Source organism: Desulfoluna sp. CYM3A, from assembly GCF_056829965.1.
In genome coordinates, this window is the sequence record NZ_CP186556.1 from 4,457,890 (window position 1) to 4,484,722 (window position 26,833).

Genomic DNA, 26,833 nt, shown 5'->3' on the forward strand with positions numbered 1-26,833 from the left:
CATGGAATTCAAGATGCGACCCGACAGGATGCAGCAACATCCTGCCAGGCCTGACCAAAACAACCTTCATAGGAGGTCGTCATGGCTACACGGTTTTTTACACCACCCCCACCCCCTTTTCAAGTCGTATTTTCCTCATCACGCGCAACCCTGCGCCCCGTCCATCAACGCAACCGCCTTTATAAATGGCCTATTTTTAAATAGTGAGTAGTGAGCAGGAAGTAGTGATTGGAGATCACAGGTAATGGGCATGGGTCCATCTAGTGAGCCCTATGTCTGATTGTCTCTGGTGTCCTGTTGTGGCCCGATCAACCCGATCTCCATTTACCACTTACGACTCGCGATAATGGTGCACAGAGTGAACCCTACGGGCTGGTGGTTCACGGGGCGCGGTAAAGGACCCCGGAGTCCCATCTCTATTCTACTTTTACCACTGATGACTATGAGATGGGCGGCCAGATACAGCCTCACTCCATGCCATGGTTCCCGGGGCTCTGTAATGGGCTCCGGGCAGTCCTGCGCCTATTTACTCTTCACAAAAAAATGGGGGTTCATCATGATCTCATCGGACAGCCAAGCCGGCCCCGGTATGTTTTCGGGATCGGAGATACCCGAGCTCTGTGACGCCATCAAAGACGTTCATCGCCTTCTCACGTCAGTGGGCGCCTTCTTTTCCCAACTGGAGGGTGCTGAGGCGCCGGGAGGAAACGGCCTTCAGATAGACTTCAAGAAATGGGGCCTTCGCACCATCACGGAGGATCTCCTGGAGCGGCAGTACCAGGCCGTGGAGCACATTGTGGCGTTTTACAAGGGCGAACAGGAGAAAATGGCCCGGAAAAACAGGGGGTGACGGGAAATCCGGGGCAGCTTACACAAAGCGGATGGATGCGTTATTCCTTCCGAAGGGAGATCCCCATGACCTTTGCGGTGGTGAGACCTGTGTTCCAGACGGAGTGGCGTGTCTCTCCCGGAACCCTCAGGGACATCCCTTCTGTTACGGTAAAGGTCTCTCCGTCCATCCTGATCTCGATTTCGCCTGCAATCACCGTGAACAGGTGGTCATGGGGATGCGTGTGGTCGGGGTCGGGGCCACCGCCCCGGGGGTCGATGTAGGCAATGGCGCAGTCTTTTACCTCGTCATCGATGTGTGACGATAGGACCAGTGCCTTAAACGCTTTGTGATTTTTGGGTGTGATAAAATCATTCATTTTTTTTCTCTTTCTTCATAGCTTGGGGAGGCCTGACAAAAACCAGAATGTATTCCTCATTCATGACAACCGCAAGGATTAAACTTGGCATCAACCTTACAACGTCTATACAAGATCGTTCACGAAGGAGTAAAGCAAAGCGGCAAAGACCGTTCAGAATGGCTCACCATGCTGCGTAGTCCGCAAGGCCCTCGACATCGAATATCTCAAACTTGTTCTTGGTGATCTTGCCGATGATATTCTCGCTGCGCAGTTGGGAAAGAGCCCTGGACACGGTCATGAGGTGGAGGCCGAGAAAATTGCCGATGTCCTGCTGGCTGATGGTGATCTCGTTATCTCTTTCATAAAGCTGGAAAAGGATTTCCGCGACCCCGGTAATGGCTGTGCTTTTCTGGACAGGTTTGCCACGAAATGGCTGAGGTAGATCCGTTTGTAGATAATGTACTGGGAAAGGTTGATGGACAGCTCCGGGTATGTGCGGACAAAATCGGTATCCATAAATTGACGCGGTGAAAACGCATAGGCCTGGGTATCCGCCAGGAACTCGAACGAGACCCAGTCCTTGTGGTGAATCATGCAACCGGCTTCATTGCACAGGGAGTCTTGCCCCACAAAATACAAAATACGCTTTTCGCCGCTGTCCAGATAGCAGCTGTAGCTCAGGCACCCCTCTTTGATCAGGTAGACCCCGTCGGCCGCCTGATCCACCACCTGCCCCTTGGCAAAGGATTGCAGGGTCGCCATGTGAAGGATCTCTTTCCAGCAGGTGTTCATCCCTTCAATGATGATGTTTACCTTCTGGTGGTCCGGAAATCCGTATGGTCTTTCAGTCATCTCGCCCCCATGATCTCACTTACCGCTTCGTACGTTCCCGCCAATAGATTCAGTCCAACAACCACATGATCATCCCCCTGCCGAATCAGCAGCCGCAGCCCATCCCCGGGTTATCCGGTATCAGGCAACGACGGGGTGAAACCATAACCGACCCTTTCTGTTAGCCGGACTCATTGTATGGAACTCATCAAACCAAAAACATAACAAATGTTATTTTTTCCCCACGTTTTACGGGCTACAGTAGCCCCACATCAGAGGCGCTTTTGGTTTCAACCACTTACCCCGGGGCAAAAAAATGATGCAAAGGCCGAAAGGCAGAGCATCGACGAGCCATGGTGATGTCATCACCCGAAGCTGGCTCAAGAAACCGCCATAAAAGCGCCCCCAAAAAAGAGAAACAAGGAGTGAGAAAATGGATATAGAGACGTTGAAAAAAACAATTGAAGCGAAAGTATATCATATTCAACCAGGTGAGAAAGTGCCGTTGCACGAGCACCCGACCCAGGATGAGGTGTTTTATTGCATCCAGGGCTCTGGCGTTGGAATCGTGGAAGACCAGGAATTCGAGCTGAATGTCGGGGATGTGTTTACGGCACCGGCCGGAAAAATGCACTCCGTCCGAAATGACGAGCCCCTTGTATTGGGGGTCCTTCTCATCCCTGTAAACAGGATTGTCTGCCACTGCAACCAGGTCAGTTACACAGATATCAGGAAGGCCATGGCCAGCGGAGCCCGCACAGTGGAGGAGATCCAGGAAATCACCGGCGCAGGCACAGGATGCGGGAATTGTATCGGCGAGATCGAGCATATCCTGTCCATCGCCTGCGGGTGCAAAAATGTGACCATGGACGATGCGGTGAATGCCCTCCATGGGGGTGCCGATACCGTTGAAAAGATGATGGAGGCAACAGGGGCAGGCAATGGCTGTGAAAAATGCAAACACCTCCTGCAAAACATCATTGACATAAAGAGGTGATGATTCCCTGAGAAAGGGGGCAGATCTTCTCTGTGGACAGGCACTTTCAACGTCACAGTCCACACAGGATCGCCCCCCTTCTCCATGGGCCAGGGGCACAAAGATGCCTTACCCGGCGGCAGATTGGTCATCTGTTTTTATCCGGCAAAAACATTCGTTTTTTTTTGTTCAATCCATTCATGTCATGGGCCTGTCCCCTGCCAAAAGCACAGGGACTCATGCTGTCACCACGGCCTTGGCCAGCTTGCTGGCGGAACCGGCATCCGGGGCGTATCCGTCGGCACCGATCTCGTCGGCAAACCCCTGGTTCACCGGCGCGCCGCCGATGAGGATCTTTACCGAATCGCGAAGGCCCGCCTCCTCGAAGGCGTCCATGGTCTTCTTCAACATGGGCATGGTGGTGGTGAGAAGGGCCGACAGGGCCACGATATCCGCATCATGCTTCCGGGCCGCCTCCACAAAGGCCTCGGGCTCCACGTCCACGCCGAGATCCACCACCCCAAACCCCGAACTTTCAAGCATCATACGCACCAGGTTCTTGCCGATGTCGTGCAGGTCGCCCTTGACCGTGCCGATAACAAGGGTGCCCACGTTGCGGTTGTCCCCCTCGCCCAGCCGGGGTTTAAGAACTTCCACGGCGGAGGTCATGGCCTGGGCGCACATGATCACCTCGGGGATAAACATCTCGCCGGATTCCATCTTCTCACCCACGATATCCATGGTGGAGATCAGCCCCTCATTCAGAATCTCCACTGCGGGAATGCCGGTGTCCAGTGCGCTGTTGACCCGATCAATGAGCTGGTCGGTATCTCCTGACATCAATGAGGCCATGATGGCATCGTGATTAGACATGATCGTTCTCCTCTGTGATGGGGTGACTGCAAAGTGACTCTTCCGTTGGAACCACCCTCCGACGGCCCTTTTGGTACGTTTTTCCAAAAGCGACTCGCCGGAGGCAAGGCTCTTTCTTTGTCATCGATGGTTATATCAAGCGTTCACAGGCTCTTTTTCCTGCACATCAGGGGCCGGGCCGCACTCCTCAGAATCGGGAATACACGGGTCGTCCCTTCGCATGGACACCACCATGCTGACGCACATGCCCACCATGATGAAGATAATGAGCAGCGAGGCAATGATGGAGGAGAGCTGAAGCCCTGAGATCCCCTTACCCACCATGACAAGGGTGATCCCTAAAAGGCCGATGACGATGGCCCACAGGGCGCGAATCCCCTTGGGGGGCAGATCCGGGTTTGCATCGGCGCGGGTGGAGACCTGGGCGCAGACGTATGAATACGAATCCACGGTGGTGGAGAGAAAAATCACCACAAGGATCAAAAAGGCTGCTGCCATGACGCTTCCCATGGGGAGCTGCTCAAGCATGGTAAAGACCACGCCGCCGGTACCGGTCTCTGCCATGGAGTCCACCAGGCCGGTCTTGGCGATGAGTTCCTGATAGAGGGCGGTGCCGCCGAAGGCGGTGAACCAGAGCCATGTGGCAATAGGGGCCACGAACATGTGCACGAGCACCATCTCACGAATGGTCCGCCCCTTGGAGATGTTGGCCACAAACAAGCCCGTTGCAGGGGCTGAAGCAATCCACCAGGCCCAGTAAAAAATGGTCCACCCCTGGGGAAAGCCCCCCTTGCTCACAGAGTCGGTCCAGAAGCTCATCTTGAAGAAGTTGGTCAGGTAGAGACCGAAGGCGTCCATGCCCATGTTGATCTGAAAAATGGTGGGTCCTGCGAAAAAAACGAACAGCATGAGGACCATGGCCAGCGGGATGTTGATGTTGCTGAGAACCTTGATGCCTTTGTCGATGCCGCTGACGGTACTGAAGGTAAAAATGGAGATCCAGACCACGGCGATGAGGATATAGACCATCTTTGTCTCGGGGATCCCGAACAGGGAGTTGAGGCCGGAGGCAAGCTGCATGATGCCGAGCCCTGTTGCCGTGGTAACGCCGCCGATGACACCGATGACGAGAAACGAGTCCATCACCTTGCCAGCCCACCCGTCGGCGCGGTTCCCCATAAGGGGCCGAAAGGCGGCCGAAAAGCGGGGGCTTGCGCCCTTGCAGTGCATGAAATAAGCCATGGGCACACCGATGGCCATGTAGATGGCCCAGGGCGTCCATCCCCAGTGGAAAAAGGCGTAGGCCAGGGAGAGCACCCCTGCTTCGGGGGTTCCGGTCTCGACCCCGAAGGGAGGGGCCTTGAAGATGGAGAGGGGCTCGGCAGCGCCCCAGTAGACGAGGCCCACGCCGTAACCGCAGGCAAAGATCATGGCAAACCAGGAGAAATAGGAATATTCGGGCTTGTCCTGCGGGCCTCCCAGCTTGATCTCACCGTAGCGGCCGTAGGCGAGCCAGAAAGCGAAAATCACCAGGAGGAAGCCCACCAGCAGATAGAGCCAGCCGAACTGATGGGTGGCCACCTTAAAGGCGCGGTTCATGACCTCACCCATGCCGTCGGTGTCGGTGAATGCCCAAGAGAAAAAAGCGAGCACAACGGCCAGAGTGCTTAAAACGACCGGGATTTCTATGCGTTGATGCCAGGGACGATCCGTTTGATTTGTCTTCATCTGTTCCTCCATCTTCATGTCATTTTGGCCGGGCACTACCCTGCCGTATGGCCGACGGGTATGCCCAATGATTCAAGGAAGGTGTCCAGTTGGTTCTGACGGTTCGGTTCATTGTGCGGCGGTTTATATGCGCTCAGCAGGCGATCACGGGCGGCGTCGATGCGGTCGTCGAACACCTCTTTTCCCGTACGGCCCTTCAGGGGCCCCCGCCAGCTGACGGACGGGATCCAGGGAGTGGTGCGGCAGTTTTTCAGGGTGTGGGGGTGGGCCAGGAAGGGGACGCCCTCTACCCCCTGCTCAATGACGGAAACGGCCAGGTCGTCGGTGGCGGTCTCATACCCGCCCTCCAGGTACTCCACCATGGAGATCACCTCAAGGTCGGTGATGAACTTCTCCACGCTCATGGCCCCGTAAGCATCGAGAATCCCGGCGCTGTGCAGCATCAGGTTCACCTTTTCGCGACGGGAGACCATAAGGGACATCATGCTCTCATAGCCGCTCTGGGCATTGACGCAGCAGGCATCGGTTCCGGCTCCACCGCCGCGGCAGGGAAGGCCGTAGCGTTTTGCCAGGCGGGCTGTGGTCATGGCCTCAAGGGAGAAGCCCGGCGAGCCGATGGAGACCCCGCCGGTGGCCATGTCCGCGGTGGTGGCCTGGAGCCCGTACACCACCGGGGTCCCCTCCCTCAACAGCTGGGTGATGGCCACACCGGCCAGGGCCTCTGCGTTGCCCATGGCAAGGTTTCCAGCCAGGGTCACCGGCCCCGTGGCACCGGCAATGGGGCCCGGAGAGATGATCACCGGCTGCCTGTAACGGGCGCAGACCTCCATGGTCTCCAGGGCGATGCTGTCGAACTGAAGGGGGCTGGTGGCGTTGACCAGGGTGATGATCTGGGGCTTTGCCTCAAGGGCTTCTTTTCCTCCCCGGGCAATGGCCATCATCTCCATGAGAATCTCCACCTCGCGGCCATGCCCCGGCATGCCCATGAGGCACTTTTCGCTGTGCAGGATGGCCGCGCGGAGCATCAGGGGAAAGCTGTGCTCCGGGGTGATGTCCGATGGCTGCACAAGGACCCCGCCGTTGAGGCAAAAAGCCGGGCTGCACTCCACAAGCTTCAGGAAGGTGAGGTAATCCTCAAAGGTTGCGCTTCGCCGCACGCCCTCCCCATCAAGGATGGAGGGGCACCCGTAGCCCGCGCCGTAGTACGTCCGATCTCCCCCCAGCACCATGTCATATGCCGGGTTTGCCGCGTGGAGTCTGATCTCCGACGGCGCTGAGGCGATGAGGGACTCCACCTGCGCCCGCGTGAAAAAGAGGGTATCGCCGTTCCTTCGAATACCACGATCCGAGAGCATCTCCAGCAACTCCGGATGGTGGATCCGGACGCCGAGGGTTTCAAGAATGCTCATGGATGCTTCATGGATACTGCTTAACGGACTGTTCATTACACCTCCTTCTCATGGCATGTACTCGCAAAGACGCTGGGCCGCTTCAAGGCCCCCCTCCCCTGTCGGAACGATCCCGTCACTTAAAAAAGAGGGGGGCATCCCATCACGGGTCACTTTTTAAGGCAGTCAAGGAGCTTGGGAAGCTCGCCCTCCACCATCTTGTAGGTGTGCTCGTCGGCCGGGAACTGCCCCGCCCTCACCTCCTCGCCGTAGGTTTCAAAGGCTTTGCGGATCTCGGCCCCGAGAGCCGCGTATTTCTTGACAAACTTGGGGGTAAAGGCCTGGAAAATTCCCAGGACGTCGCTGCAGATCATGAGCTGACCGTCGGCGTGGATGCCTGCGCCGATGCTGTAGACCGGGATGTCCAGCCCCTCGGTAATAATCTTCATCACCTCAGGGGGCACGGCCTCCACCAGAAGGGCAAAGGCCCCGGCCTCCTGGATGGCGTATGCATCTTCGATAAGGGCCATAGCGGTCTCGGCGGTGCGGCCCTGGGCCTTGAACCCGCCCAGCTGACCGGAGCTCTGTGGCGTGAGCCCGATGTGACCGATGACCAGCATGCCGCCGTCTGAGATGGCGCGGATCTGGGGACAGACGCGTTTGCCGCCTTCCAGCTTGATGGCGTCCACCGCCGCTTCCTTGTAAAACCGCCCGGCGTTGAGCACGGCGTCCTCCACGCTCACCTGGTAGCTCAAAAAAGGCATGTCGCCGACGATAAAGGTATTCGGGGCGGCCCTTCGCACCGCCTCGCAGTGCATGAGGCACTGGTCCATGGTCACGGGCACGGTACCGTCGTAACCGTAGACGCACATGCCCAGGGAATCTCCCACGAGAATCATCTCGGCGCCGGACTGTTCGGCAAACTCAGCGGTGGGGTAGTCGTAGGCGGTAAGCCAGACCAGCCTTCTCCTGGTTCTCCTTCATCTTCTGCAGGTCAAAACGGGTGGGTTTGCGTTTCATATGCTTTCTCCCTCTGGGGTCTATGACGCGTCTGACATCGGGTTGACGTTGGGCCTTGCCTCAAGTGTCCGGGTCCATGCGTCCAGTTCAGCCAAAACGGCCTCATCAAGGGCAGGTACCTTGTGGGTGGCAAGGATGGCGTGCATGGATTCGCGGATTTTTGCCCTCACCTCGGACGTCTCCGGGTTTTTCATCTTGCGGCTGAAGAACTTGGGGTAGTGGATGGTCCTGAAGTTCTTCATGGTGTGCTTCTCCGTGAGATAGGCCCCCCCGGGACCGGTGCGGGTGATGATCTCCACCATCTCATCAAGGTCGTCCACATCCACGCCGCGCACATAGTGCTTGAGGTTCTCGATAATCTCATCGCAGAGCACCACCAGCTCGGGGTTGACGCTGTTGCAATGATCGGAGACCCCCACGTCGTGCACCAGGTTGGCCTTGGACAGAAGGGTGGAGAAGATCTCCTGGGTCACCTCCGACACCGCCTGGATGTCCAGCCCCTTTGCATCGGTGCACCCTGCCGTGCCGTAGAAGGGCAGGCCATAGTGGCTCACCAGCTCGGACGCCGCCGCCACCATCAGGTGGAACTCCACCGCGCCGTAACTGCCGATGGATGAGATCATGTCCATGATGGAGGGCATGGCACCGTAGATAAACGGAGCCCCCGGGCATGTGCGCTGGTGCACCACAAGGCCTCCCAGGGCTTCGGCGTTGCACTGCACCAGGGCACCGGAAAAACTCATGGGCGCGGTGCCCCCCATCATGCAGTACGGCATGTAGACCACGGGGATGCGGTTCAAGGCACCGCCCCTGGTGAGTCAGTTTTTTTTTCCGTGCTCTCTTCCGGGTGCGAGAGGGGCGGAATCGGCTCACGGTGGCCGAAGTAAAGGGCTTTTCGGCCAGGGCCTCTTTGCCGCCGGCCACCACGGCCGCGATATCGATGACCTCCTGAAGGCTGTCGATGTCGTTGGTGGAAAAGTTGATGGTCTTGCTGAAGTGCTTCACCGTCTCGATAAAAGAGATCTGGGTCTGAATCTCCGGGGCCACGTCCTTGCTCATGCCCACCGACAGAATAAAGTCGATGTTGGGCAGGGCATCGGCCAGGGTGCACATGGTCTTGGTGTCGGCCTTGAGAAAGGGGCGCACCTTGCCGGTGTCCGGGTCCACAAACTCCAGCTGATCGGCGTGGGTACCGAAATGGACCGCGTTTTCGGCGTTGATCACCATGGCCTTCTCACCGGCACGGTTGTAGAGCACCAGCTCCTTGGGGACCGTCTCCAGGGCCTCTTCCACCAGGGCCCTGGGGATCTTCACCATGCCGTCTGCGTCCACCTCGCACCCAGCCTCACGCAGCACCCGGATGCCGCGCTCCCCGCCCACGCGCATGCCCACCGTTTCCAAAAGGGTGAGGCTCGCCTCATGAATCTTCGCCACCTTCTCCGGCCCGAGGAAGGTGACATCGATCTGTCGCTTCATCTCAATTCCCATGCTCTCCTCCCAATCGCCTGGGGCCCCCGGTGAAAAGGGGGGCCCAGGCCTGTCTCTCTTCGCGATTAGGCTTCCAGGGGCTTGTAGGTGCCCTTGTGCAGGTACTCCAGCATCTCGTCCCCGCTCATATGGCCGATTCCCAGGTAATCCAGGGTGTAACCGGTTTCGTAGTAATCCGATTCGGTCATGACTCCGGCCAGGCTGATAAGGGAATCCACGATGGGGGTTTTCACACCGAACTTCTTGCCAAGCTCGTGATAGACATGGCAGCCCACGGGGATGTCTTCGGTGATGTAGCGGTTGTGGACGGTGAACGGCCCCGTGCCGTACTGGATGTAATCATGCTCTTCAAAGGGGATCTCGTAATCGGGGCCCATGTACTCGCAACCCAGGATGTTCTCGCGGGAGAAAAACTGCTTCTTCTCAAAAAACTGGATGCCCACGTTCATGGCCTCGGCCAGGGCGCACTGCTCTTCATACAGCCCGTACTGAACCTTGGAGATGGAGGGGCAATAGGCATGGGAATAAATGGAAAAGTCGTTCTTCTCTTCGCCGTAGATAACGCCCCAGTTCTCCATGACGCCCACCCCCAGGATCACGCCGGGGCAGTGAAGGACCGGATTGACGTTGGAAAAACCAGTGTCCATGACGGTGTCGCCCCCGGCAACGCCATCCCCGTTGGTGATGGCATCAAAGGCACCGATGTACTTGGTGGACTCCAGGAAAACATCCTGGTCCAGGGAGGGCAGGGACGCCCCCCGAAGGGTGATGGCGCGGTAGTAGGCGCGAATGCTGGGAAGCACCACCCCGCCCTTGATGTCCACGCGGCTTCCGTAGGGGGAGCTGGACCATCCGCCGATGATCACCTTCTTGTCGCACCCGGCTTCACGCATCATCTTTCGGAGCAGGAGCGACCCGTAGTTGTCCGGAATGATGTGGATGATCATGCCGTCTTCAAGGGCGGGGATCAGTTTTTCAAAAAAGGCCCGGTGCCCGAGGGACGGGGTGGTGAGGATGACGATGCCCGCGCCTTTCACCGCTTCGGCCACATCCGTTGTCACACCGTCAAAAAACACACGACCGGAACGTTCAAACCCGTACAGGTTGAGCTGATCGCCGTAAAACTTCAGGCCCTGCTTCTCCACACCGAAAAGGGTCTGGTCGGAAAAGGGGGGAAGGTCGCACAGACGCACAGTGTTCCCGGCCAGGGCGCAGTCCCCGGCCACAGCCTTGCCGACGCCACCGGCACCCAAAACGGCAATGGGTTTGTTTTGAACATTCTCGATAAAGTTCATGCGTCACATCTCCTTTGTTGCTCAGACAGTCTCGTATGATGGGCTTCACGGGTGTCCGTGAAACGGCTTGGACGAAAAACAAAGGGCCTTGCATCACCCGGGGTAACCCCTTCATCGAATTGGCCTTTTTTTCGTCTCTCGTTTGGTGAAACTGCCTTCTGGGTATTGCCAGAGTCGTGCCAGAAGCCGCATTTGCGATTCAACACCATGTAAACAAAGGCTTTTTCTAATTCATCACCCGTTTGAACGCAGACAAAAAAACCGCGTCAAAACTGACGCGGTTGTGATCACTGCCTGAAAAAGAGTTTGTGTTGAAAGGGGTTACGGCCCAGGTGCGCCAATTCTGACGTATGCGTCACACCTGGCGCCCTCAGTCCCCTTGCGAAATTCCATGCTGACGCAGCCGTCGCTGCAGGGTGCGGAGCCCCACCCCCAGGCTCTTTGCCGTATGGGTCCGATTTCCGCCATGGCGTTCCAGGGCCTTTAAGAGAAACTCCTTTTCGAACCGTGCCACGGCCTCTGAAAGGCTCTCCGTGCCCACAGAGACGGCAAGGGTCTCCCCATCTTCAGGCACCGGGCTTTCGGGGCATGTGGAGGCCATAAAATCCACCTGCTTGAGGGTCAGGTAGCGCTGCACCATGTTCTGCAGCTCACGCACGTTGCCCGGCCAGTGATAATTCTGCATGGAGCGGATCACATGCTCGGGCATGGTGGCGATATGGCTGTCGTCGCTGAACTTTTCGAGGAATCGATAGATAAGCAGAGGAATATCGCTTCGACGCTTTCGCAACGGGGGAAGGTAAATGGGGACAATGTGGATGCGAAAGAAAAAATCCTGGCGCATGGCCTGCTTTTTGACCAGCTCTTCAAGATCACGGTTGGTGGCTGCGATGATACGGATATCGGGGCGTTTCACCTCCTGGCCCCCCACGGGGGTGAATCCGCCGTCTTCAATGGCCCGGAGCAGCTTTACCTGCATGGACAGGTTGATCTCACCGACCTCGTCAAGAAACAGGGTGCCGCCGTCGGCCATCTCCAGGTAGCCGGGCCGGTCTGCCGTGGCCCCGGTGAAGGCCCCTTTCTTGCACCCGAAGAACTCGCTTTCAAGGAGGGTCTCCGGGATGGCGCCGCAGTTCACCGAGACAAATCGGCCCTTGCTGCGTTTGCTGCGGTTGTGAATCGCCCGGGCCACCAGTTCCTTGCCGGTGCCGGACTCGCCGTAGATGATGACGTTGGCCTGGGACCCGGCCGTGTTTGCGATGAGCTCGTAGACCTCCTGCATGGCCGGGCTGTTCCCGATGATCTCCCCGAACCCCGGCTCCCCCGTCACCAGGGATTTGAGCCTCAGGTTCTCATGCAGAAGCTCCTGTTCGATGGTTTTCTGGGCGGTGACGTCCATGGTGAACCCTTCGATACAGACCAGCTCGCCGCTGTTGCCGAAGACCCCCGTGCCCCGTTCCCAAACCCACCGAACACCACCGGTGGCCGTGGTGATGCGGTAAACGATCTCATAGCGCCGCTTTCGGCCCAGGGCCTTTTCCACCTGGTCCCACACCAGGGGGCGATCATCTTCTGCATGGATAAGGCTGTTGTAGATCTCCCGGTCGCCCATGAGCTCCGAGGGGGAATAGCCGGTGAGCTCCAGGCTGCCGTCACTGACAAACTCCATGACCCAGCCGTTGGCCGCCACCTCCCGGCACCGATACGCCATCCCGGGAAGGTTCTGGAGAAGCGTCTGATGGCGCCTCTGACTCTCAAGAAACGCCTCTTGCCAGTCCTCTTTGCCCGAAATACTGGAGACACGCCCCGAAAGACGCAGGGGCCTGCCCGGGCTCTCATCAAGGGTGCCCCGGCAGAGTGTCCAATAGTAGGCGCCGCCCCGGGCACGGAGGCGAAAGGCCACCTGCACCGACCCCCTTCGCTGGGTCAGCACCCGGGCCATGATTCTGCGAATGGCACGGTTGTCTTCAGGGTGGATATAGTCGATCCAGATGCCGGGGGAGGGGTCCTGCTCATCCGGGGCGTATCCCAGCATGGCATAGTAGCCGCTGCTGCACACCGCTTTGTCCTCCCCTGCCACCCACTCCCACAGCTTGGGCTCTTCTGTTTCGTAGGGCGCACTGCGCTCCTCAAAAAAAAGCTCCTCGGGATTCAGCTGGCAAAGCCTGAATTTAAGGTAGGCAAGTTCTTTCTCCAACTCTTCATAACTGGGCGCTTGTGCCATCACACACTCCAGAAATCAAATCATGGAAAAACACAGATAATGACGTGATAACTGAAGATACTAAAATAAATAATTTAGAAATTAAAGAACTGATTTACTGAGGATCCAGAGGAAAGTGTTGAGGCACCATGGCAGCCGGGTCAGGTGTCCCGGCCGGTCTCCGGGTTCAATCGCTCCGAGCACACCCGGCAGAAAACCGCATCGGGGTCATGGCCCTCGGCCATGCAGGCCGGGCACACCTGGGTGGAAACCCGCTTCTGGCCCGCCAGGCTCAACTCGGAGGTGACGATGCCCGTGGGCACGGCGATGATGGCATAGCCCATGACCATGATCAGGGCGGCCAGGGCCTGCCCGGCATTCGTCTTGGGGGAGATGTCCCCGTAGCCCACGGTGGTCATGGTCACAATGGCCCAGTAGATACTCCTGGGAATGCTGGTGAACCCGTGCTCCGGCCCCTCGATCATGTACATGAGAGAGCCGAAAATGATCATCAGGGTCAGCACGGTAAGGAGAAAAATCGTAATCTTCCGACGGCTCGACTGCAGGGCCCGCACCAGCACCGAGGCCTCACCCACGTAATTCACCAGCTTGAACACCCGGAACACGCGCAGCACCCTCAGGATCCTGACCACGATGAGATACTGACTGCCGGGAACCAGCAGGCTGATGTAGGTGGGCAGGATGGCCAACAGGTCCACGATCCCCAGAAAGCTGCCCGCATCAGCAGGGTCACCGCGCCCGGCCAGCCGCAGGATGTACTCCAGGGTGAACATCAGGGTAAAGGCCCATTCCCACCCGTAAAGGTAATACCCGTAACGGGCGCTGAAACCCGAAATGCTGTCCAGCATCACCACCAGAACGCTGGACAGGATCGAGACGATCAGGACCACGTCAAACCATTTACCGGCCCGGGTATCGGCTTCAAAGATGATCTCATGGAGCCGGTGTCGAAACCCCGGCACCGCTTCTTTTGCAACGGCCATTGTCAGTTCTCCATAAAAAGACGAGGGCTACGCATCAGAAAGCCCCGCTGCCCTCAAGGTGCCATCATGGGACGGCTCAGCTTCGGTTCTTGAGTTCAACAGCCACAAATCTCTCCACGAGAAAATCCGGGAGGTCGTCCACAGACCTGAAATAATCCTTTGAGACAATCACCTGATCCCCGGTGTTAAGCTTATACACGATCCCTTCATCGATATATGCCAGGTACAGGATAGAACGTTCGGGGTTGTAGAGGTAATCCGGCAGGCCTTGTTCCTCGACAACGCTCTTTACAATCCTCGAACAGTCGGACTCCCTGACCATCAGCTGGTACCCGAATAAGCCTGCAGCATAGTTTTTATCAACGCAAATCCATCCGAGTTTTTCATACTTGCCATGATCAAAACCCGACTTAGACACCGAACACCCCGCCATCGACAGGCAGATCAGCACACACACACCATACACAACCCTCGCGCCGTATTTCCGCGAAACCATCCATACTCCTTTCCCGTACATTGCCTTTACCGGCCTTACTCCCGGCCAGTTGTCTTTGGCCAGTGCCTGGCCATCACCTCTTGTTTAAATTGCTGGAACACAGCCGACAACTCAACCTGATAGACCTGCCGGAACGCTTCATTCTCAGCCTCCGGGGCCCCCATATCCAGGTTCAGAAAGGCAAAAAACCGATCGGAACCGTAGTGCGTCATCAGGTAATCAACAAAACACCGGTACTCGGCGTATTCAAAAAGGTATCGCCGGTCGGCGGGAATGTGCCCGATCAGGTCCGGGTTTTCCCCGTCGTCACCGGTGAAATCAAAAAAGTACCCTTTGTCCACGGCCAGGGAGAGAAACGCATCGCCCTGGTAGTAATGGTGGGGGTTATTCATCATCACGGCAAGGCCTTCCCTGATCCACCGCTTCAGCTTGAATGCATGGGGCAGGGTCATGTGCTGGAAAACAAGGGCATGGGACAACTCGTGCTTCAGGAAACTTCGAATATCCCGTTTTGTCTCCTTTACCGTGGGGTTGACATAGATGACGGTCCCGGTACCCATGGTGCACAGATGGGATCGCTGGGTCGAATACCTGTGATACTGCGCCGGTGTGGCGCAGAGAATCACCTTCACGGGGTGGGTGTATGCCAGATGATGAAAGGCTTCGGTTTCCGCCATCAGGTCCCCGATATGCCCGTAGTCATCGGGCAGGGACGTACCCTCGGGGTAATACACCGACCACCGGGCGTTCCCCTCGTGGGCATATCCGGGTTTCACCGGTGACCACGAAGGAAAGCCCCCAGAGAAAAAGGTACACCACGCCAGACAACACCAGGCAAAGAACACCAATCAGACCTTTTTTTATCATTCAACACGCCTTGCTTCTTCGTCACCAGCTTTCAAGGTGGCCCACCTTGCCGCCGGAGTTTTTTTAGCTGAATCGTTACAAAAACCAAGGATCAGGGCGCCACGCCCCACCGATGATATCCCCACGTGGACTCCCCGTCGGTGGTCTTCCGGCCGCCGCAGGCGGGGTACCCCGGGGGCACGCACAACACGTTGCGCATGGTGGCGTCTATGCTGAAGCGGCTGAACATCTCCGTCAGCTTTCCATGCTCGGGGTTCAGCTCCGGCAGGGAGTAATAGACCAGCTCGCCGATGGATTTGCGCAGCCAGTCCTCCACGGACTCGTCTTCCCCCAGGGGAGCCCCGAAGGTCTCCGAAGCTGCCATGGCAGCCAGGTTGGCGTACTGCCGCACGGACCAGTCGCAGAACTCCAGGACGTCGTCTGCGTAGCAAAGCTCAAGGAGGTACGACCGCTCGGCATCGGCCAGGGTCTCCTCTTCCTCCTCGGTGAGCTGATCGTACAGAAACTTTGCCGCCGGGCTTTCCAGCTTATGGATCACAAGGCCCGGGTGCTCGCCGCTTCCCCCGCCCAGGATGAGGTCCGAAGGGGACGCGCTGAAATCATAGCCGCCCCAGTCATCACCCTCGATCTCCTCCAGGGGATGATAGATGGGTAAATAGCCCAGGGACCCGATGTACTCATGATCATACGAATCGATATAGCTCATGCATTCCCCCTTGTGGGTTAATTTGATACGCCCCTCACCCGGATTACGGGTGCACTCGGCTCGTGAAATAGACGGGTTAGCTTTCGGAGCAGCTTTGCTCCTTGAACTCCAAAGGAGCGGCCGGTCCGACAAACCCTTTTGGTTTTGTCGTTTCCTTCCGCCCGAAAACGGCTTTGCACCCCTGGCCGTAATAGACGGTGTATGTCTCCAAATCTATCCAGATATGCCGCCCGTGGCCGCGACTTCGGGGTGTTTTTTGATATAGTCCATCATCACGTCCAGATCCTTCATGTTCTGGTATTGGGGTGGCAGTGCAGCCACGGCAAAGGATGCCCAAACCAGAACAATTCCCGGCAGACTGAGCCATTTCATCAGGCGTCTCCCGTTGTGAAATCGGTTCATAACACTCCTGTCCAAGGGCGCTTGAAGCGCATTACGTTAAAAGGTAAACCCCAGATTTATACCGCCCACATGGGCCTTGGTGGTGGTTCTGTCGCTGATGTTGCGCAGGGCGCTGAATCTGTAAAACGGACTGATCCGGAACCGGCTGATGTCTAGGCCGAGTTGGGCCTGGAAATACCCGCCCACAAGGGTATCCATGCGCCGTTCGCTCCCCTCTTCCGAACGCTGGCCCCCACCTTGGAACCCGCCGGACAGCCGCAGGTGGGTCGGCGCAAGGGGCGTTGTGGGAATGTTGAGCAGGGGCAGCTCCACCCCGAGGCCAAGCCTGCCCAGGAGGGCCTGGTTTCCGATGGAGTATTCGGCCCCGAGCACCAGGGGAAAGGAGATGCCGCTCACCTCAAAGGTGTCGATGCTGTAGCCAAAACCCAGGGTGCGGAACTGGTCCAGGCTGTTCACCTGGAGAAAGACCCGATGCCGCCTGTCCCCCAGCCCCCCTGCGTTCACCGGCCCGGTGGGGGAAAGCACCGTGTCGAATCCCGGGGCCGCCACGTTGGGCTTTCGCATGGGGAGCCCGGCGCTCCTCAGCATGGAGGCCACAACCGAGTTGCAGTTGGGGCCGTCCGGGGCATACGGGATGTTCCACCCGTTGATCTGCCTGGCATGGCTTTTCATGGTCCGGGCCTTGGTGCACGCCTGGTTCCCCTGATAAACCGTCACCGAAGGAGAGCGGGTGTCGTAATCGATGAACCCCGGGCGGTAGGCACCGCAATTGGTCACGATGTTTCCGTACCCCCGGCCCCCGCCTGCCGGGCCGCCCCGGATGGCCCAGGGGATCCCTAACCGGTCGGCGTCGGTGAACACCACATAGAGGTGAAAAAAAGAGATATTGGGCATGGAGATCTCCCCTGCCCGAACATCGATGCTCCCGCGACAGGTCTGGGGGGTGTTCCCGCGAAATTCTGGGCGAGGAGGCGCCTGGACCACCCAGGGGATGTCGGGCCCCTCTTGCTGCTGGGCCACATGGACGAGTTCGTGGGCGAGCAGGTGGCGGCCCGAAGGTGACTCGGGGGCGTATCGCTGCCTTGCAAAGACAATATCATTGCCAAAAGTATATGCCTCGGCATTCAGACGCTCGGCAGACAAGGCGGCCTTGTGGTCGGCGTGGACCCGGACACGGGAAAAATCCCGGCCCAGGGAGGATTCGAAACGCGCCCTGGTTTTTTCGGGCAAGGGTTTTCCGCCGCCATGGGGAATGGGGGTGAGCGCTTCGGTGCCTTTCCCCCGAAAAAGCCAGGGGGTGCCAGGGGCAGGCCGCCCGGTGATGGCCACGGAAGGCTCTGTGCTGCCCTCGCAGGCCTTGCACGCCACCTCGTCGGCGATGCGGTGGGCTTCCCCTTCACACGCGTCGCCGGGGGCACTCACCCTCAGCCCGGCCTGTACGGAAGCATGGGTGCCCTGCCGCGCCAGTCTCTCCACAGAGAATTCCACCACGCACGGGCCCGCTGCAAGGCGATGTTCGGACCGCCGTACAGGGAGGGCCCGGCATGTGGCCGATGTGGCACCCCGGCACCCGTAACCGTTGCCGTACGCTCCTCCGCTGCCCTGGATTTTCCCGCCGACACACGCATGGCACGTCTCCCTTCACCCGAAAGGCACAAGCCTGTTTGTCAGAATTGTCTCAGCCCGCCCTTGGCGTTGAGAGTGCCTCAACGCCACCGTCAGCAAGTATTCCCTTGGAATCTGTATATTTTTCAGTGTGAAGCAAGTCCCAATTGAAAAACGGCACAGAATGCGCGCCCTTACCCCTTGTTCGTTGCAGTCAGCACAAACAAGGCGCTTTGCCTTCCCACATCAGGATGGATGTTCCGAAGCATGTCGCACTCGGAAATGGAAAACCCTTTCAACTCTTCGGTCAGTTCTTCCCGAGAATAAAAATGAAAGAGTTTACCGGTGCCGTCGTCAAAGGTATGTGGCTCGATTTCCGTCCATTCGTGCCTCGGGTAGGATTCGTCCTCCACGTCCAGCACGCTGGCGAAGAGTACCCCGCCCTGTTTCAACACCCTCTTTGCCTTGACGAGTAAGTCTACCCGTTCTTTTAACGTTAAGCAATGAAGGACATTGAGCATCACCACCACGTCAAAGGAGCCGTCGGGCACGTCCTCGGGAATGGAATCGTGCCTCATGAATCGGCATCGTCCGTTCGTCCGCGCGTTGCCCAGGGCCACGGCTTTTTCTACGGCCCGTAACGAGATATCAACCCCTGTTACCCGAAGCCCCTCTTCGGCCATGAGGTAGGCAGTTGCCGACCTGAACATTCGAAGTCCAGCACCGATGTCGCCGGAAAGTCACTTAGAAACTGCTGGAGCATGTGCCAGAGCGGCTCGTAGACAGGGGACGGTTCGGTGCCTTTGTAATCGGTATCCCAGGGGCTGGGGGCTGTTGTTTCCATGATTCTTCCTTACTGTCTTTGCAGGGTAATTAGGTCTGGGCGCTCATGGGGCCAGGGGCTTTTCATCATGGGAAAACCACACGGCCACGTGGGGGTACATCCGATGAAACCCGCGAATCGCATTTGCCGATTCCCGAACGGCCTGCTGCCCTTCTTTCCCGCCATCGGAGTTCATGAACACCCCCTGGGTCATGCCCCAGGCCGAGAGTTCCGCATCCCCCACGACAAGGATGGGGAACGGTTCCGCATTGATCAGGTAGGCAAGATGGTCCGTTGTGTGGCCCGGTGTGGACAGCGCCCAGAAAGAGCCGTCCCCGAACAGGTCCACCGCATGATCAAACGGAGGAATCGCCGGAGCTGGATCGGTATCAATAAGAGAGATATCCCCCTTTCCTTTCAGGTGACTCCCCGTCATCAGGCGGTAGTGCGCCGAATTCTCCTTCTTTCCATAGCATATATTGCACCAGGGAGACAGGGCCGGTATCCCGGCGGTATGGTCCGGGTGCATGTGAGTCAAAAAGAGGTGGGTAGGATGGATATTGTTTTTTCGAAGCTGGGACTCTAAGTCCTCATCTTTTTGCTGGGTGTAGCGGGCCCTGTTGCCCTCGAGAAAATCGATGACAAAGGGCGACAAATTCCCAAAAGGGGGATTTTCGTAAAACGACCTGTCAAACCCGCTGTCGATGAGGATATCGCCCTTCTCCGGGTGATGAAAGTAAAACACCATCACCGCGTGGGAGACGGTCTTCGATGTGTCCACACCCGCCGGGATACTCTCCGCCTGGGTGTAAGGTGCCAGGGGGGAGGTAATCGTCCCTGTGTTCAATGCCCTGAATGCCATGGGCCTTGATGCCTGAAAAACCTCATCCCAGCTGTGATATCTTTTCCCCTATATTGCCTTGCCTGCGTTCATGGCTTCCTCCTGTGTGCCGTTTGGTTGTGTCTTGGTTTCCGGCCCTTTGCCTTGCAAAAGGGCTGTGCCCGCCTTATTTGGAAATCAAGTTCCGTGCCGAACATCACATCCCCCCCGTTTTGAGCAAGTTACGTCCGGCAGCCGCACACAAAGGATCGCATGCGGCGTCACACGGGGTCATATGTGGTCCTATGCCTGCAACGTGACGTATATGGCACCCAGAAAGCATGCTTTGGAAACTCAGGCATAGGAGACAACGTCGTAGTCAATCTGCTGTTCGTCAAACCACCGCTTGATGGCCGTAAACCCCCGGAAGCCACTTTTTAAAATCTCCAGAATGTTGCCGGGGCAGATGGCCTTGTCCGCATAGAGCCAGTACTCGTAATCCCAGTCCCCGAACATGCCGACTGCCGAAGGGCCTGTGTCGCAGCCCTGCACCACCAGCTTGTCTCCCTTGAAAAAAGCCTCGATGGTTGTGCTCTCGCCTTTTTCACCCACGTACCTGTAAACCGTTACCCTCTCATCCATAATCGATTCCTTAATTTCTTTTGCCTTATGGTTCGATGTCCCAGCCCGGGGGCACCCGACCTGAAACCATGCCGAACACCCACGCGCAAGAGTATCTACCGTTCCCCCGCTATTTCCCTATGAAACGGATCACGCCGCAAGAGACGTGGGGTGAAAGGCCCCATGGCTATTCATACCTTTAAAGTCAAAAGTTACGTCACAAGGTACCCAGGGCACAGGAAACCCGACATTAATTTCTTACCGAGAAGGTGCAACTTGTTGTTGACAAAAGCGGAAAATGAGTGATAGCAAACCTCATTCACACAGATGTCCTTAATCGGACTTAATAGGGAAGACGGTGTAAATCCGTCACGGTCCCGCCGCTGTAATCGGGGACGAAAAACGCAGGCACGACACCCCTGGTGCGTGTTCATGTCACTGGCTTTGCCGGGAAGGCGCGTTGAGTAGATCGATCCGGAAGTCAGAAGACCTGTCTGTGATGTGACATACCCATGTTTTTTGCGAGCGACGAAAAACGTGGGAGAGCCCCCTTAGGCGGGGCGACCCGGGGATCAAGTTTGAACGGGTGCAGTCCCTGGCTTTTGTATGGAAGCTGGGGATTTTTTGTATCCGGACCTGCCCATGAGCCACCGGGACCCTTGCCTGCCCCCCGGCATGCACGTTCCGCGGCCATGGATGCCCCTGCCCGGGTATCGTGTTAAAAAAATCCCTGTTGAAGCAATGGAAGCAATTCCACTTGAGATGCAGCAGGTGAGACAGTGAATTACGCAATACGAAGATGTGCAGTCCTGGCCCTGGCCCTTTGCGCCCTGGGCGGTTCAACCGCCTCGGCAGAAACCACGGAAACGCCCTCCATGGAAGGAATCGTCGTCACGGCCACGCGGGTGGCGGAGGACCGGATGGAGGTACCCGTCACCGTTTCTGTGGTCACCCGTGAACAGATCGACCGCATGGGGGCCACCACCCTCGAACAGGCCCTCAAAACCGTTCCCGGCCTCCAGATGGGGATCCAGGGCAACGCCTACCCCCACATTGAGGTCCGGGGCTCCCGGGACACCAAGGACCTGGCCGTTCTCATCAACGGCATCCCCTTCCGCCAGGTCAATGGCTCCGCCGACCTGACCATGATTCCTTTGAACATTGTGGAACGCATCGAGTTTGCCAAAGGCCCCTCCTCCTCCATCTGGGGCCGGGGCGCCGTGGCCGGAACCTTGAACATCATCACCGTCCCGCAGGATACCTCCAAAGCCTCCACCACCCTGGTGGCCCGGGGCGGAAGCTTTGACACCTACGGGGCAGACACCCGGGTGCTCAGGCCCACCGACAAAGGGTATGTGATGGTCAGCGGCGGCGGAACCACCAGCAACGGCTACCAGGACGGTGTCGGAAGAGATGCACAGAACGCCATGGTCACAAGTCACCATGAGTTCTCGGACACCTTTGCCGTGGACGTCCAGGCCCTCTTGTCCAATGTCAACGCGGACAGGGGCTCCACCATCCCCATTGTGGACGGAAAACCCATGGCAGGGGTCACCCGGGAAGAGAACCACGCCATCGACGGCGCGTGCTACGACGGAAGGTATCAGTCCGTCACCATCTCCCCCACCCTCTCCCTCTCCGAGAACGTGAAGATCACCAACGACCTGACCTTCACCCAATTCGACAGCTATGCCACCGGGGGCACCACGGTAACGGCAAGCCAGAGCAACAAGGGCTGGTGGGTCAGCGATTCCGAGCAGACCGCCTTTCACAACGACCTGCGCATGACCCTGGACCACACCGGCGAGACCGTGGACAACACTTTCCTTGTGGGCACCTATGTGGAGATCGCCTCCCAGGACAAGGACGCCCCCGGCTACTCCTGGAGCAGCATGCCCAAATACGGCCCCCCCAACTGGGACACCCCCTTGACCAACGTGGGCAACCCGGCCACGGGCAACCCTACCGGCACCACGGTCAAAAGCGAGTTTGAACAGACCGTCTACAGCGCCTACGCCCAGGACACCCTGGCCATCGGAGACGTCTCCCTCATGGCGGGCATCCGCTACGATCACTTCCACGAAGAGCTCACCACCTCCAATAAAGACGTGGAAGCCGACCAGAGCGACTCGGCCTTCAGCCCCCGTGTGGGCGCCACCTGGAACGCCTTCCGGGTGGGCTCGGTCCAGACGGCCTTCTTTGCCACCTATGCCGAGGGCTTTCGCACCCAGTTTCCCAAGCTCAGCACCAAAAACAACAAAACCCTTCCCCAGATCCTGGACCCGGAAGAGACCAAAAGCTACGAAGCAGGGGTCAAGTTCTCCTCGGGCAACACACTTTTTGCTCAGGTGAGCTGCTTCCGCACCGAGAAAAAAGGACCCCGCTCCTTCCGCACCTCCACCGATGATTTTCTCTTTACCAACACCCGCACCGAGGTGGACGGCGTGGAAGCGGAGATCTCCTGCCGCATCACCGACGCTGTCAGCGCCTGGGGCCACTACGCCTACCACGACGCCCGCTACGAAGAGTTCACCGATACCTCGGGCAACTCCTTTGAAGGCAACCGGGTGCGCATGTCCCCCGAGCACATGGCAGGCATCGGCGCCAACCTGGCCACGGACTTTTTCAACTGGAACGTCTCGGCCAACTACGTGGGCGAACGCAACCTGCGGGACAACACCACCGGCAACCTCCACACCCTGGATGACTACATCACGGTCAACACCGCCGTCACCGTGCCCGTGAAGAACCTCTCCTTCCAGGTGGCTGTCCACAACCTCTTCGACGAGTACTACATCGCCGACGATTTTTCGTCCAAAGACGCCGGCTACCCCGGAGAGCCCCGGAGCGTCACCGTCAGCCTGAGGGCTGATTTTTAAAGCGAGGTGAGCCACAAACTTCGTAGCAACCGGATACGTTCTTTCGTTCCCAGGCTCCGCCTGGGAATGATGCTCGGAGGCTCCGCCACAACGGTTGAAATCGCTTCACACTGGCAAAGCAAAGGTAGGGTGCGCTTGCGCACCACCGAAGAATCGCAACGGTCATGCCCCCTGTTAAGATGCCCGCCAAACTGTATAGACGCGGCAAAAGATGTGGTTTTTCGAATAAATGGTGCGCAAGCACACCCTACAGGATGTCACAAAACGAACTGTAAACGTGACTCTGCCAATCTGTGGTCGATTGGGCTGAATCGTTGCAACGTTTTCCACGGATCACTGGCAAAGCAAAGGTAGGGTGCGCTTGCGCACCACCGAAGAATCGCAACGGTCATGCCCCCTGTTAAGATGCCCGCCAAACTGTATAGACGCGGCAAAAGATGTGGTTTTTCGAATAAATGGTGCGCAAGCACACCCTACAGGATGTCACAAAACGAACTGTAAACGTGACTCTGCCAATCTGTGGTCGATTGGGCTGAATCGTTGCAACGTTTTCCACGGATCACCGTGACCTGACCAATTCCAAGGAGCCGGGCCATGCCCATTAAAAAAGTACTCATGCTGCTGTGCCTGCTGGCCCTTTTGTCAGGATGCCGCCCGGCCCCGGACGGAACCGTCACCCTGGTCTGGGCCACCAACAGCCACCCGTCCCGGGTTGACGCGGCCCGGTGGTTTGAAAAGCAGCACCCGGGGGTCCGCGTGGAGATCATGCCCATGGGCGATGCCAGGCAGTTTTTCCTGAAATGCCTCTACGGAGACGCCCCGGATGTCATCACCTTTTTCTCCGCCGACACCTTCCAGGCCTTTGCGGAAAACGGGCTTTTGCGTCCCCTGTCCGGGCCATCCAGACACGCCTGGCCTTACTACGACGCCCTTCAGGCTTACTGTTTCAAAGGCCACACCGACGAGCTCGTCGCCCTTCCCCAGGTGGCCTATCCCTATGTGCTCTACGTCAACCCCGAACTCGTGCCCAAGGACAAAGCCATGGCCGTGCGGACCTGGGGGGACCTCCTGACCATCATCCGAACCCTGTCCCCGGCGGTGACGGATACGGGAAAACCCGTGTTCGGCCTGGACATCCAAAACGAGTCCGTCTGGTTCACCACCTGGTACTGGCAGCGGGGCGGGCGGTTCTTTTCCGAGGAAGGGACCTCGGTGCTGGACCGGGACATCGCCCGGGACACCCTGGCCGCCATGGCGAACTGGCGACGCCTTCCCGGGGTCATTCCAAAGCCGTCGGACCGCCTCAACCTGCCCTCTTCCGGCGCCAGCCAGGGCGTCCTGGGCAGCCTCTTTCTCCAGGGCCGCGCCCTGTTCTACTGGTCCGAGTGAATCGGCGATTTTGAGGCCCAGGACCGGGTGCCCTGGCAGGTAAGAATGCTTCCCTGCGGTCCGGTCAATGATGTCACGGTGATGGGAGGCAACTCCTTCGGGGTCTCCGGGCGATCCAGCCACCCCGAACTCGCCAGGCAGTTCGTGGCCGCCTTGGGGGGTAAAGCGGCCCAAAAGCGACACCTTGCCCACCGGATCTACCTGCCCGCTCGCAAGGAGATCCCCGTTCCCCCATCCCTTTCCGTATTAAAAGACCAGGCTCAAAAGGCCCGGTGCCCGGAGCACAGCGCCCTGCTCAACGAAGGCCTGGTCAAAGAGATCTTCAAGCAGGCCCTGGAAGCCCACAGACTGGGCGTGGCCGATGCCCAAAAGGCGGCGGACATGATGGCCTCGGCCCTTGAGGCCGGAGCCGTGGAGGTGGCCTGTGACTGATCGCCGCGGCCTTGTCTTTGTGGCCCCCCTGCTCACCGGGGTCTTTTTCCTCGTTCTCATCCCCGGGGCGGCCTGCGCCGTGCTCTCCCTTTTCAGGTGGTCCTTGACCTCCCCGCCGAGCTTTGTGGGCCTTGAAAACTACCGCACCCTGCTGGGCCTGACCGGCGGCGCGCCCGATCCCCTCTTTCTCCAGGCCGCCACCAACACCCTCATCCTTTCCATGGCGGTGCCCCTTCAGGTGGCGGGCAGTTTTGCCCTGGCCCTTTTTTTGCGCGGGACAACCCCGTGGCACCGCCTGCTGCGCCTGGTGGTCTTTTTGCCCACCCTGGTGAGCCCGGTGGCCCTGTACATCATGTGGCGCTCCATCTTTTTTGCGGACATGGGGCTGTTGAATCGGTTGCTGGGCCTTGTGGGCGTATCGGCACCCCTGTGGCTGGACGACCCGGGCTGGGCCAAGGCGGCGGTGATGGTGGTGCTGCTCTGGGAGAGCGTCGGAGGGTTTCAGATGCTTTTTTTCCTGGCCGGATTCCGGCAGATCCCGGATCAGCTTCACGACATGGCAAGGCTGGACGGACTGCCCGTGACACGCCGCATTCGGGACATTTACTGGCCCTGGATGAAGTCCCTGGTGGGATTCAACCTCTGCCTGGGGTTTATCGGCGCTATCCAGGGCGGCTTTGAGATCGCCTTTATCATGACCGGCGGCGGCCCGCTGCGATCCACCACCACCTTGTCCTACCTTCTCTACGAAAACGCCTTTCAATGGCAAAAAATGGGCTACGGAGCGGCCGTGGGGATCCTGATGTTCCTCATGATCTCCCCCCTTCTGGTCCTGAAATGGAAAGGAGAGCGCCGTGAATAACGCCCCCGCCCCATCGGTTTCCCGAAGGCTCGGTGCCCTGTTGGGGGGCCTTGGCCTGATCCTCGTGTTCATCACCCCCTTTGTGTGGATGGTCGCCACCTCCCTGAAATCCAACGCCGAGGTGTTCGACGGGGCCTCGGGACTCGCCATGCTCGTGCCCAACGCCTGGCGCTGGCAAAACTACCGAGAGATTTTTACCCTGATTCCCTTTGGCCGCTACCTTGCCAACAGCGCCTTGACAGCGTCTGCAAGCGCCCTTCTGGAGACAGGCCTTGCCGCCCTTGCCGGCTTCGGCCTGGGCATCTTAAACTGGAAAGGACGCGAGCGCGTCCGCCGACTGCTCTTCCTCTCCTGGCTCGTCCCCTTTTCCGTGGTCCTGATCCCCCGGTTTTTCATGATGCTCCGACTGCCCGACATCCTTCCCTGCACCGATTTTTGGACCGCCCACCGCGTTGTGCCCGCAGGGGGCCATGGGATGGCCGTGGGACGGCTCCTGGGCCTGGACTCCTTTTTTACCCTTGTTGTCCCGGCCAGCGTCTCCATTACCGCCACCTTCCTGCTCATCACGGCCATCAAACGGGTTCCCAACAGTCCTGAGGACACAGCCTCTGCCTGGGGCTGAGGCTCCACTACCGGCTGTCCGGGACATGGTGCTGCCCCTGGTGACACCCACCCTCGTCACCGTGGCCTTCATCGCCTTTCTCTCCTCCTGGCAGAGCTTCACCTGGCCCCTTCTGGTGACCTCCACCCTTTCCATGCAGACCGCCACCGTGGGGCTCAAGGCCTTCCAAACCCTTCACTCCACCCAGTGGCCCCTGCTTATGGCAGGCAGCGTGGTCCTCACCCTGCCCTCCCTGGGGTTTCTGTTGCTGGCCCAAACCTTTGTCATCGACCGCTATCAACTCTCAGAACTTACGGAGCATCGGATTTAGCCC

General features: G+C 58.3%; 28 protein-coding genes, 1 pseudogene and 1 riboswitch. Of the genes and pseudogenes, 8 read left to right on the top strand and 21 right to left on the bottom strand.

All coding sequences use genetic code 11. From position 1 onward, the window contains the following. Window positions 1–556 precede the first annotated feature (556 nt). The gene (locus tag ACOYW1_RS22580) at window positions 557–850 is read left to right on the top strand and encodes a hypothetical protein (protein WP_482419840.1); all 294 of its coding nucleotides are present in this window, start codon (window positions 557–559) and stop codon (window positions 848–850) included. A gap of 40 nt (window positions 851–890) precedes the next feature. Here ACOYW1_RS22580 and ACOYW1_RS22585 read toward each other — a convergent pair whose 3' ends face one another. The 3 genes from ACOYW1_RS22585 to ACOYW1_RS22595 form a co-directional block, all read right to left on the bottom strand. After that, complete coding sequence (locus ACOYW1_RS22585; protein ID WP_482419841.1) at window positions 891–1,208, bottom strand: cupin domain-containing protein; 318 nt, start codon at window positions 1,206–1,208, stop codon at window positions 891–893. A gap of 163 nt (window positions 1,209–1,371) precedes the next feature. Further along, window positions 1,372–1,587, bottom strand: a complete 216-nt coding sequence (locus ACOYW1_RS22590) for a helix-turn-helix domain-containing protein (protein ID WP_482423800.1) — start codon at window positions 1,585–1,587, stop codon at window positions 1,372–1,374. After that, window positions 1,485–2,042 carry a Crp/Fnr family transcriptional regulator gene (locus tag ACOYW1_RS22595; protein ID WP_482419842.1) on the bottom strand — a complete coding sequence of 186 codons (558 nt, stop codon included), beginning with the start codon at window positions 2,040–2,042 and terminating at the stop codon, window positions 1,485–1,487. Before ACOYW1_RS22595 ends, ACOYW1_RS22590 begins: the two co-directional genes overlap by 103 nt. A gap of 412 nt (window positions 2,043–2,454) precedes the next feature. Between ACOYW1_RS22595 and ACOYW1_RS22600 the strand changes: the two genes are divergently transcribed. Then, window positions 2,455–3,018, top strand: a complete 564-nt coding sequence (locus tag ACOYW1_RS22600; RefSeq protein WP_482417897.1) for a (2Fe-2S)-binding protein — start codon at window positions 2,455–2,457, stop codon at window positions 3,016–3,018. Window positions 3,019–3,234: 216 nt separating this feature from the next. On the opposite strand, the gene ACOYW1_RS22605 is transcribed toward ACOYW1_RS22600, so the two are convergent. The 18 genes and pseudogenes from ACOYW1_RS22605 to ACOYW1_RS22690 all read right to left on the bottom strand — a co-directional run bounded on the left by ACOYW1_RS22605 (window position 3,235) and on the right by ACOYW1_RS22690 (window position 20,357). Next, entirely contained in the window at window positions 3,235–3,870 is a 636-nt protein-coding gene (locus tag ACOYW1_RS22605) for a corrinoid protein (protein ID WP_482419843.1), read from the bottom strand. Window positions 3,871–4,005: 135 nt separating this feature from the next. Then, window positions 4,006–5,598 carry a BCCT family transporter gene (locus tag ACOYW1_RS22610; RefSeq protein WP_482417899.1) on the bottom strand — a complete coding sequence of 531 codons (1,593 nt, stop codon included), beginning with the start codon at window positions 5,596–5,598 and terminating at the stop codon, window positions 4,006–4,008. A gap of 35 nt (window positions 5,599–5,633) precedes the next feature. Continuing rightward, on the bottom strand, window positions 5,634–7,043 hold the full coding sequence (locus ACOYW1_RS22615) for a trimethylamine methyltransferase family protein (RefSeq protein WP_482419844.1): 1,410 nt from the start codon (window positions 7,041–7,043) through the stop codon (window positions 5,634–5,636). A gap of 113 nt (window positions 7,044–7,156) precedes the next feature. Beyond that, window positions 7,157–7,948 carry a 3-methyl-2-oxobutanoate hydroxymethyltransferase gene (panB, locus tag ACOYW1_RS22620; RefSeq protein WP_482423801.1) on the bottom strand — a complete coding sequence of 264 codons (792 nt, stop codon included), beginning with the start codon at window positions 7,946–7,948 and terminating at the stop codon, window positions 7,157–7,159. A gap of 78 nt (window positions 7,949–8,026) precedes the next feature. Continuing rightward, window positions 8,027–8,782: a trimethylamine methyltransferase family protein gene (locus tag ACOYW1_RS22625; protein ID WP_482419845.1), complete on the bottom strand. Its 756-nt coding sequence runs from the start codon at window positions 8,780–8,782 to the stop codon at window positions 8,027–8,029. 91 nt (window positions 8,783–8,873) lie between these two features. Then, window positions 8,874–9,494, bottom strand: a pseudogene (locus tag ACOYW1_RS22630) (trimethylamine methyltransferase family protein); the annotation flags it as partial. A gap of 65 nt (window positions 9,495–9,559) precedes the next feature. Continuing rightward, a complete protein-coding gene (locus tag ACOYW1_RS22635) occupies window positions 9,560–10,789 on the bottom strand; it encodes an NAD/NADP octopine/nopaline dehydrogenase family protein (RefSeq protein ID WP_482419846.1) in 1,230 nt (409 codons plus the stop codon). 370 nt (window positions 10,790–11,159) lie between these two features. Further along, entirely contained in the window at window positions 11,160–13,013 is a 1,854-nt protein-coding gene (locus ACOYW1_RS22640; protein WP_482419847.1) for a sigma 54-interacting transcriptional regulator, read from the bottom strand. A 140-nt stretch (window positions 13,014–13,153) separates the two neighbouring features. Next, window positions 13,154–13,996, bottom strand: coding sequence for an ion transporter (locus ACOYW1_RS22645; RefSeq protein ID WP_482419848.1), 843 nt, complete (start codon window positions 13,994–13,996; stop codon window positions 13,154–13,156). 76 nt (window positions 13,997–14,072) lie between these two features. Next, a complete protein-coding gene (locus tag ACOYW1_RS22650) occupies window positions 14,073–14,492 on the bottom strand; it encodes a hypothetical protein (RefSeq protein WP_482419849.1) in 420 nt (139 codons plus the stop codon). Between the two features lie 35 nt (window positions 14,493–14,527). Further along, window positions 14,528–15,268, bottom strand: coding sequence for a hypothetical protein (locus ACOYW1_RS22655; protein WP_482419850.1), 741 nt, complete (start codon window positions 15,266–15,268; stop codon window positions 14,528–14,530). A 182-nt stretch (window positions 15,269–15,450) separates the two neighbouring features. Continuing rightward, the gene (locus ACOYW1_RS22660) at window positions 15,451–16,065 is read right to left on the bottom strand and encodes a hypothetical protein (RefSeq protein ID WP_180147215.1); all 615 of its coding nucleotides are present in this window, start codon (window positions 16,063–16,065) and stop codon (window positions 15,451–15,453) included. 213 nt (window positions 16,066–16,278) lie between these two features. After that, entirely contained in the window at window positions 16,279–16,437 is a 159-nt protein-coding gene (locus ACOYW1_RS22665) for a hypothetical protein (protein ID WP_482419851.1), read from the bottom strand. A gap of 66 nt (window positions 16,438–16,503) precedes the next feature. Beyond that, window positions 16,504–17,943, bottom strand: coding sequence for an eCIS core domain-containing protein (locus ACOYW1_RS22670; protein WP_482419852.1), 1,440 nt, complete (start codon window positions 17,941–17,943; stop codon window positions 16,504–16,506). A gap of 323 nt (window positions 17,944–18,266) precedes the next feature. Beyond that, window positions 18,267–18,782, bottom strand: a complete 516-nt coding sequence (locus tag ACOYW1_RS22675; RefSeq protein ID WP_482419853.1) for a class I SAM-dependent methyltransferase — start codon at window positions 18,780–18,782, stop codon at window positions 18,267–18,269. Then, window positions 18,731–18,916, bottom strand: coding sequence for a hypothetical protein (locus ACOYW1_RS22680; protein ID WP_482419854.1), 186 nt, complete (start codon window positions 18,914–18,916; stop codon window positions 18,731–18,733). Before ACOYW1_RS22680 ends, ACOYW1_RS22675 begins: the two co-directional genes overlap by 52 nt. 43 nt (window positions 18,917–18,959) lie before the next feature. Further along, on the bottom strand, window positions 18,960–19,757 hold the full coding sequence (locus ACOYW1_RS22685) for an MBL fold metallo-hydrolase (RefSeq protein ID WP_482419855.1): 798 nt from the start codon (window positions 19,755–19,757) through the stop codon (window positions 18,960–18,962). A gap of 312 nt (window positions 19,758–20,069) precedes the next feature. After that, window positions 20,070–20,357, bottom strand: coding sequence for a hypothetical protein (locus ACOYW1_RS22690; protein WP_482419856.1), 288 nt, complete (start codon window positions 20,355–20,357; stop codon window positions 20,070–20,072). Between the two features lie 287 nt (window positions 20,358–20,644). Further along, window positions 20,645–20,848, top strand: a riboswitch (cobalamin riboswitch). 267 nt (window positions 20,849–21,115) lie between these two features. Here ACOYW1_RS22690 and ACOYW1_RS22695 point away from each other — a divergent pair. From ACOYW1_RS22695 to ACOYW1_RS22720, 6 genes are all read left to right on the top strand, one after another. Then, the gene (locus ACOYW1_RS22695) at window positions 21,116–23,215 is read left to right on the top strand and encodes a TonB-dependent receptor (RefSeq protein ID WP_482419857.1); all 2,100 of its coding nucleotides are present in this window, start codon (window positions 21,116–21,118) and stop codon (window positions 23,213–23,215) included. Between the two features lie 594 nt (window positions 23,216–23,809). Beyond that, window positions 23,810–24,604: an ABC transporter substrate-binding protein gene (locus tag ACOYW1_RS22700; RefSeq protein ID WP_482419858.1), complete on the top strand. Its 795-nt coding sequence runs from the start codon at window positions 23,810–23,812 to the stop codon at window positions 24,602–24,604. Window positions 24,605–24,649: 45 nt separating this feature from the next. Further along, window positions 24,650–25,036, top strand: coding sequence for a hypothetical protein (locus ACOYW1_RS22705; protein WP_482419859.1), 387 nt, complete (start codon window positions 24,650–24,652; stop codon window positions 25,034–25,036). After that, window positions 25,029–25,898 carry a carbohydrate ABC transporter permease gene (locus tag ACOYW1_RS22710; protein WP_482419860.1) on the top strand — a complete coding sequence of 290 codons (870 nt, stop codon included), beginning with the start codon at window positions 25,029–25,031 and terminating at the stop codon, window positions 25,896–25,898. Before ACOYW1_RS22705 ends, ACOYW1_RS22710 begins: the two co-directional genes overlap by 8 nt. Continuing rightward, complete coding sequence (locus ACOYW1_RS22715; RefSeq protein ID WP_482419861.1) at window positions 25,891–26,520, top strand: ABC transporter permease family protein; 630 nt, start codon at window positions 25,891–25,893, stop codon at window positions 26,518–26,520. The genes ACOYW1_RS22710 and ACOYW1_RS22715 overlap by 8 nt, the downstream gene beginning before the upstream one ends. Before the next feature lie 40 nt (window positions 26,521–26,560). After that, window positions 26,561–26,830: a hypothetical protein gene (locus ACOYW1_RS22720; protein ID WP_482419862.1), complete on the top strand. Its 270-nt coding sequence runs from the start codon at window positions 26,561–26,563 to the stop codon at window positions 26,828–26,830. The last annotated feature ends 3 nt before the right edge of the window (window positions 26,831–26,833 follow it).

Bases quoted from the DNA above. Each gene is read 5' to 3' on its own strand.
- ACOYW1_RS22580 (WP_482419840.1), top strand. From the start codon at position 557: ATGATCTCATCGGACAGCCAAGCCGGCCCCGGTATGTTTTCGGGATCG.
- ACOYW1_RS22585 (WP_482419841.1), bottom strand. From the start codon at position 1,208: ATGAATGATTTTATCACACCCAAAAATCACAAAGCGTTTAAGGCACTG.
- ACOYW1_RS22595 (WP_482419842.1), bottom strand. From the start codon at position 2,042: ATGACTGAAAGACCATACGGATTTCCGGACCACCAGAAGGTAAACATC.
- ACOYW1_RS22600 (WP_482417897.1), top strand. From the start codon at position 2,455: ATGGATATAGAGACGTTGAAAAAAACAATTGAAGCGAAAGTATATCAT.
- ACOYW1_RS22605 (WP_482419843.1), bottom strand. From the start codon at position 3,870: ATGTCTAATCACGATGCCATCATGGCCTCATTGATGTCAGGAGATACC.
- ACOYW1_RS22610 (WP_482417899.1), bottom strand. From the start codon at position 5,598: ATGAAGACAAATCAAACGGATCGTCCCTGGCATCAACGCATAGAAATC.
- ACOYW1_RS22615 (WP_482419844.1), bottom strand. From the start codon at position 7,043: ATGAACAGTCCGTTAAGCAGTATCCATGAAGCATCCATGAGCATTCTT.
- ACOYW1_RS22625 (WP_482419845.1), bottom strand. From the start codon at position 8,782: ATGCCGTACTGCATGATGGGGGGCACCGCGCCCATGAGTTTTTCCGGT.
- ACOYW1_RS22635 (WP_482419846.1), bottom strand. From the start codon at position 10,789: ATGAACTTTATCGAGAATGTTCAAAACAAACCCATTGCCGTTTTGGGT.
- ACOYW1_RS22640 (WP_482419847.1), bottom strand. From the start codon at position 13,013: ATGGCACAAGCGCCCAGTTATGAAGAGTTGGAGAAAGAACTTGCCTAC.
- ACOYW1_RS22645 (WP_482419848.1), bottom strand. From the start codon at position 13,996: ATGGCCGTTGCAAAAGAAGCGGTGCCGGGGTTTCGACACCGGCTCCAT.
- ACOYW1_RS22650 (WP_482419849.1), bottom strand. From the start codon at position 14,492: ATGGTTTCGCGGAAATACGGCGCGAGGGTTGTGTATGGTGTGTGTGTG.
- ACOYW1_RS22660 (WP_180147215.1), bottom strand. From the start codon at position 16,065: ATGAGCTATATCGATTCGTATGATCATGAGTACATCGGGTCCCTGGGC.
- ACOYW1_RS22665 (WP_482419851.1), bottom strand. From the start codon at position 16,437: ATGAAATGGCTCAGTCTGCCGGGAATTGTTCTGGTTTGGGCATCCTTT.
- ACOYW1_RS22675 (WP_482419853.1), bottom strand. From the start codon at position 18,782: ATGTTCAGGTCGGCAACTGCCTACCTCATGGCCGAAGAGGGGCTTCGG.
- ACOYW1_RS22680 (WP_482419854.1), bottom strand. From the start codon at position 18,916: ATGGAAACAACAGCCCCCAGCCCCTGGGATACCGATTACAAAGGCACC.
- ACOYW1_RS22685 (WP_482419855.1), bottom strand. From the start codon at position 19,757: ATGGCATTCAGGGCATTGAACACAGGGACGATTACCTCCCCCCTGGCA.
- ACOYW1_RS22690 (WP_482419856.1), bottom strand. From the start codon at position 20,357: ATGGATGAGAGGGTAACGGTTTACAGGTACGTGGGTGAAAAAGGCGAG.
- ACOYW1_RS22700 (WP_482419858.1), top strand. From the start codon at position 23,810: ATGCCCATTAAAAAAGTACTCATGCTGCTGTGCCTGCTGGCCCTTTTG.
- ACOYW1_RS22705 (WP_482419859.1), top strand. From the start codon at position 24,650: ATGCTTCCCTGCGGTCCGGTCAATGATGTCACGGTGATGGGAGGCAAC.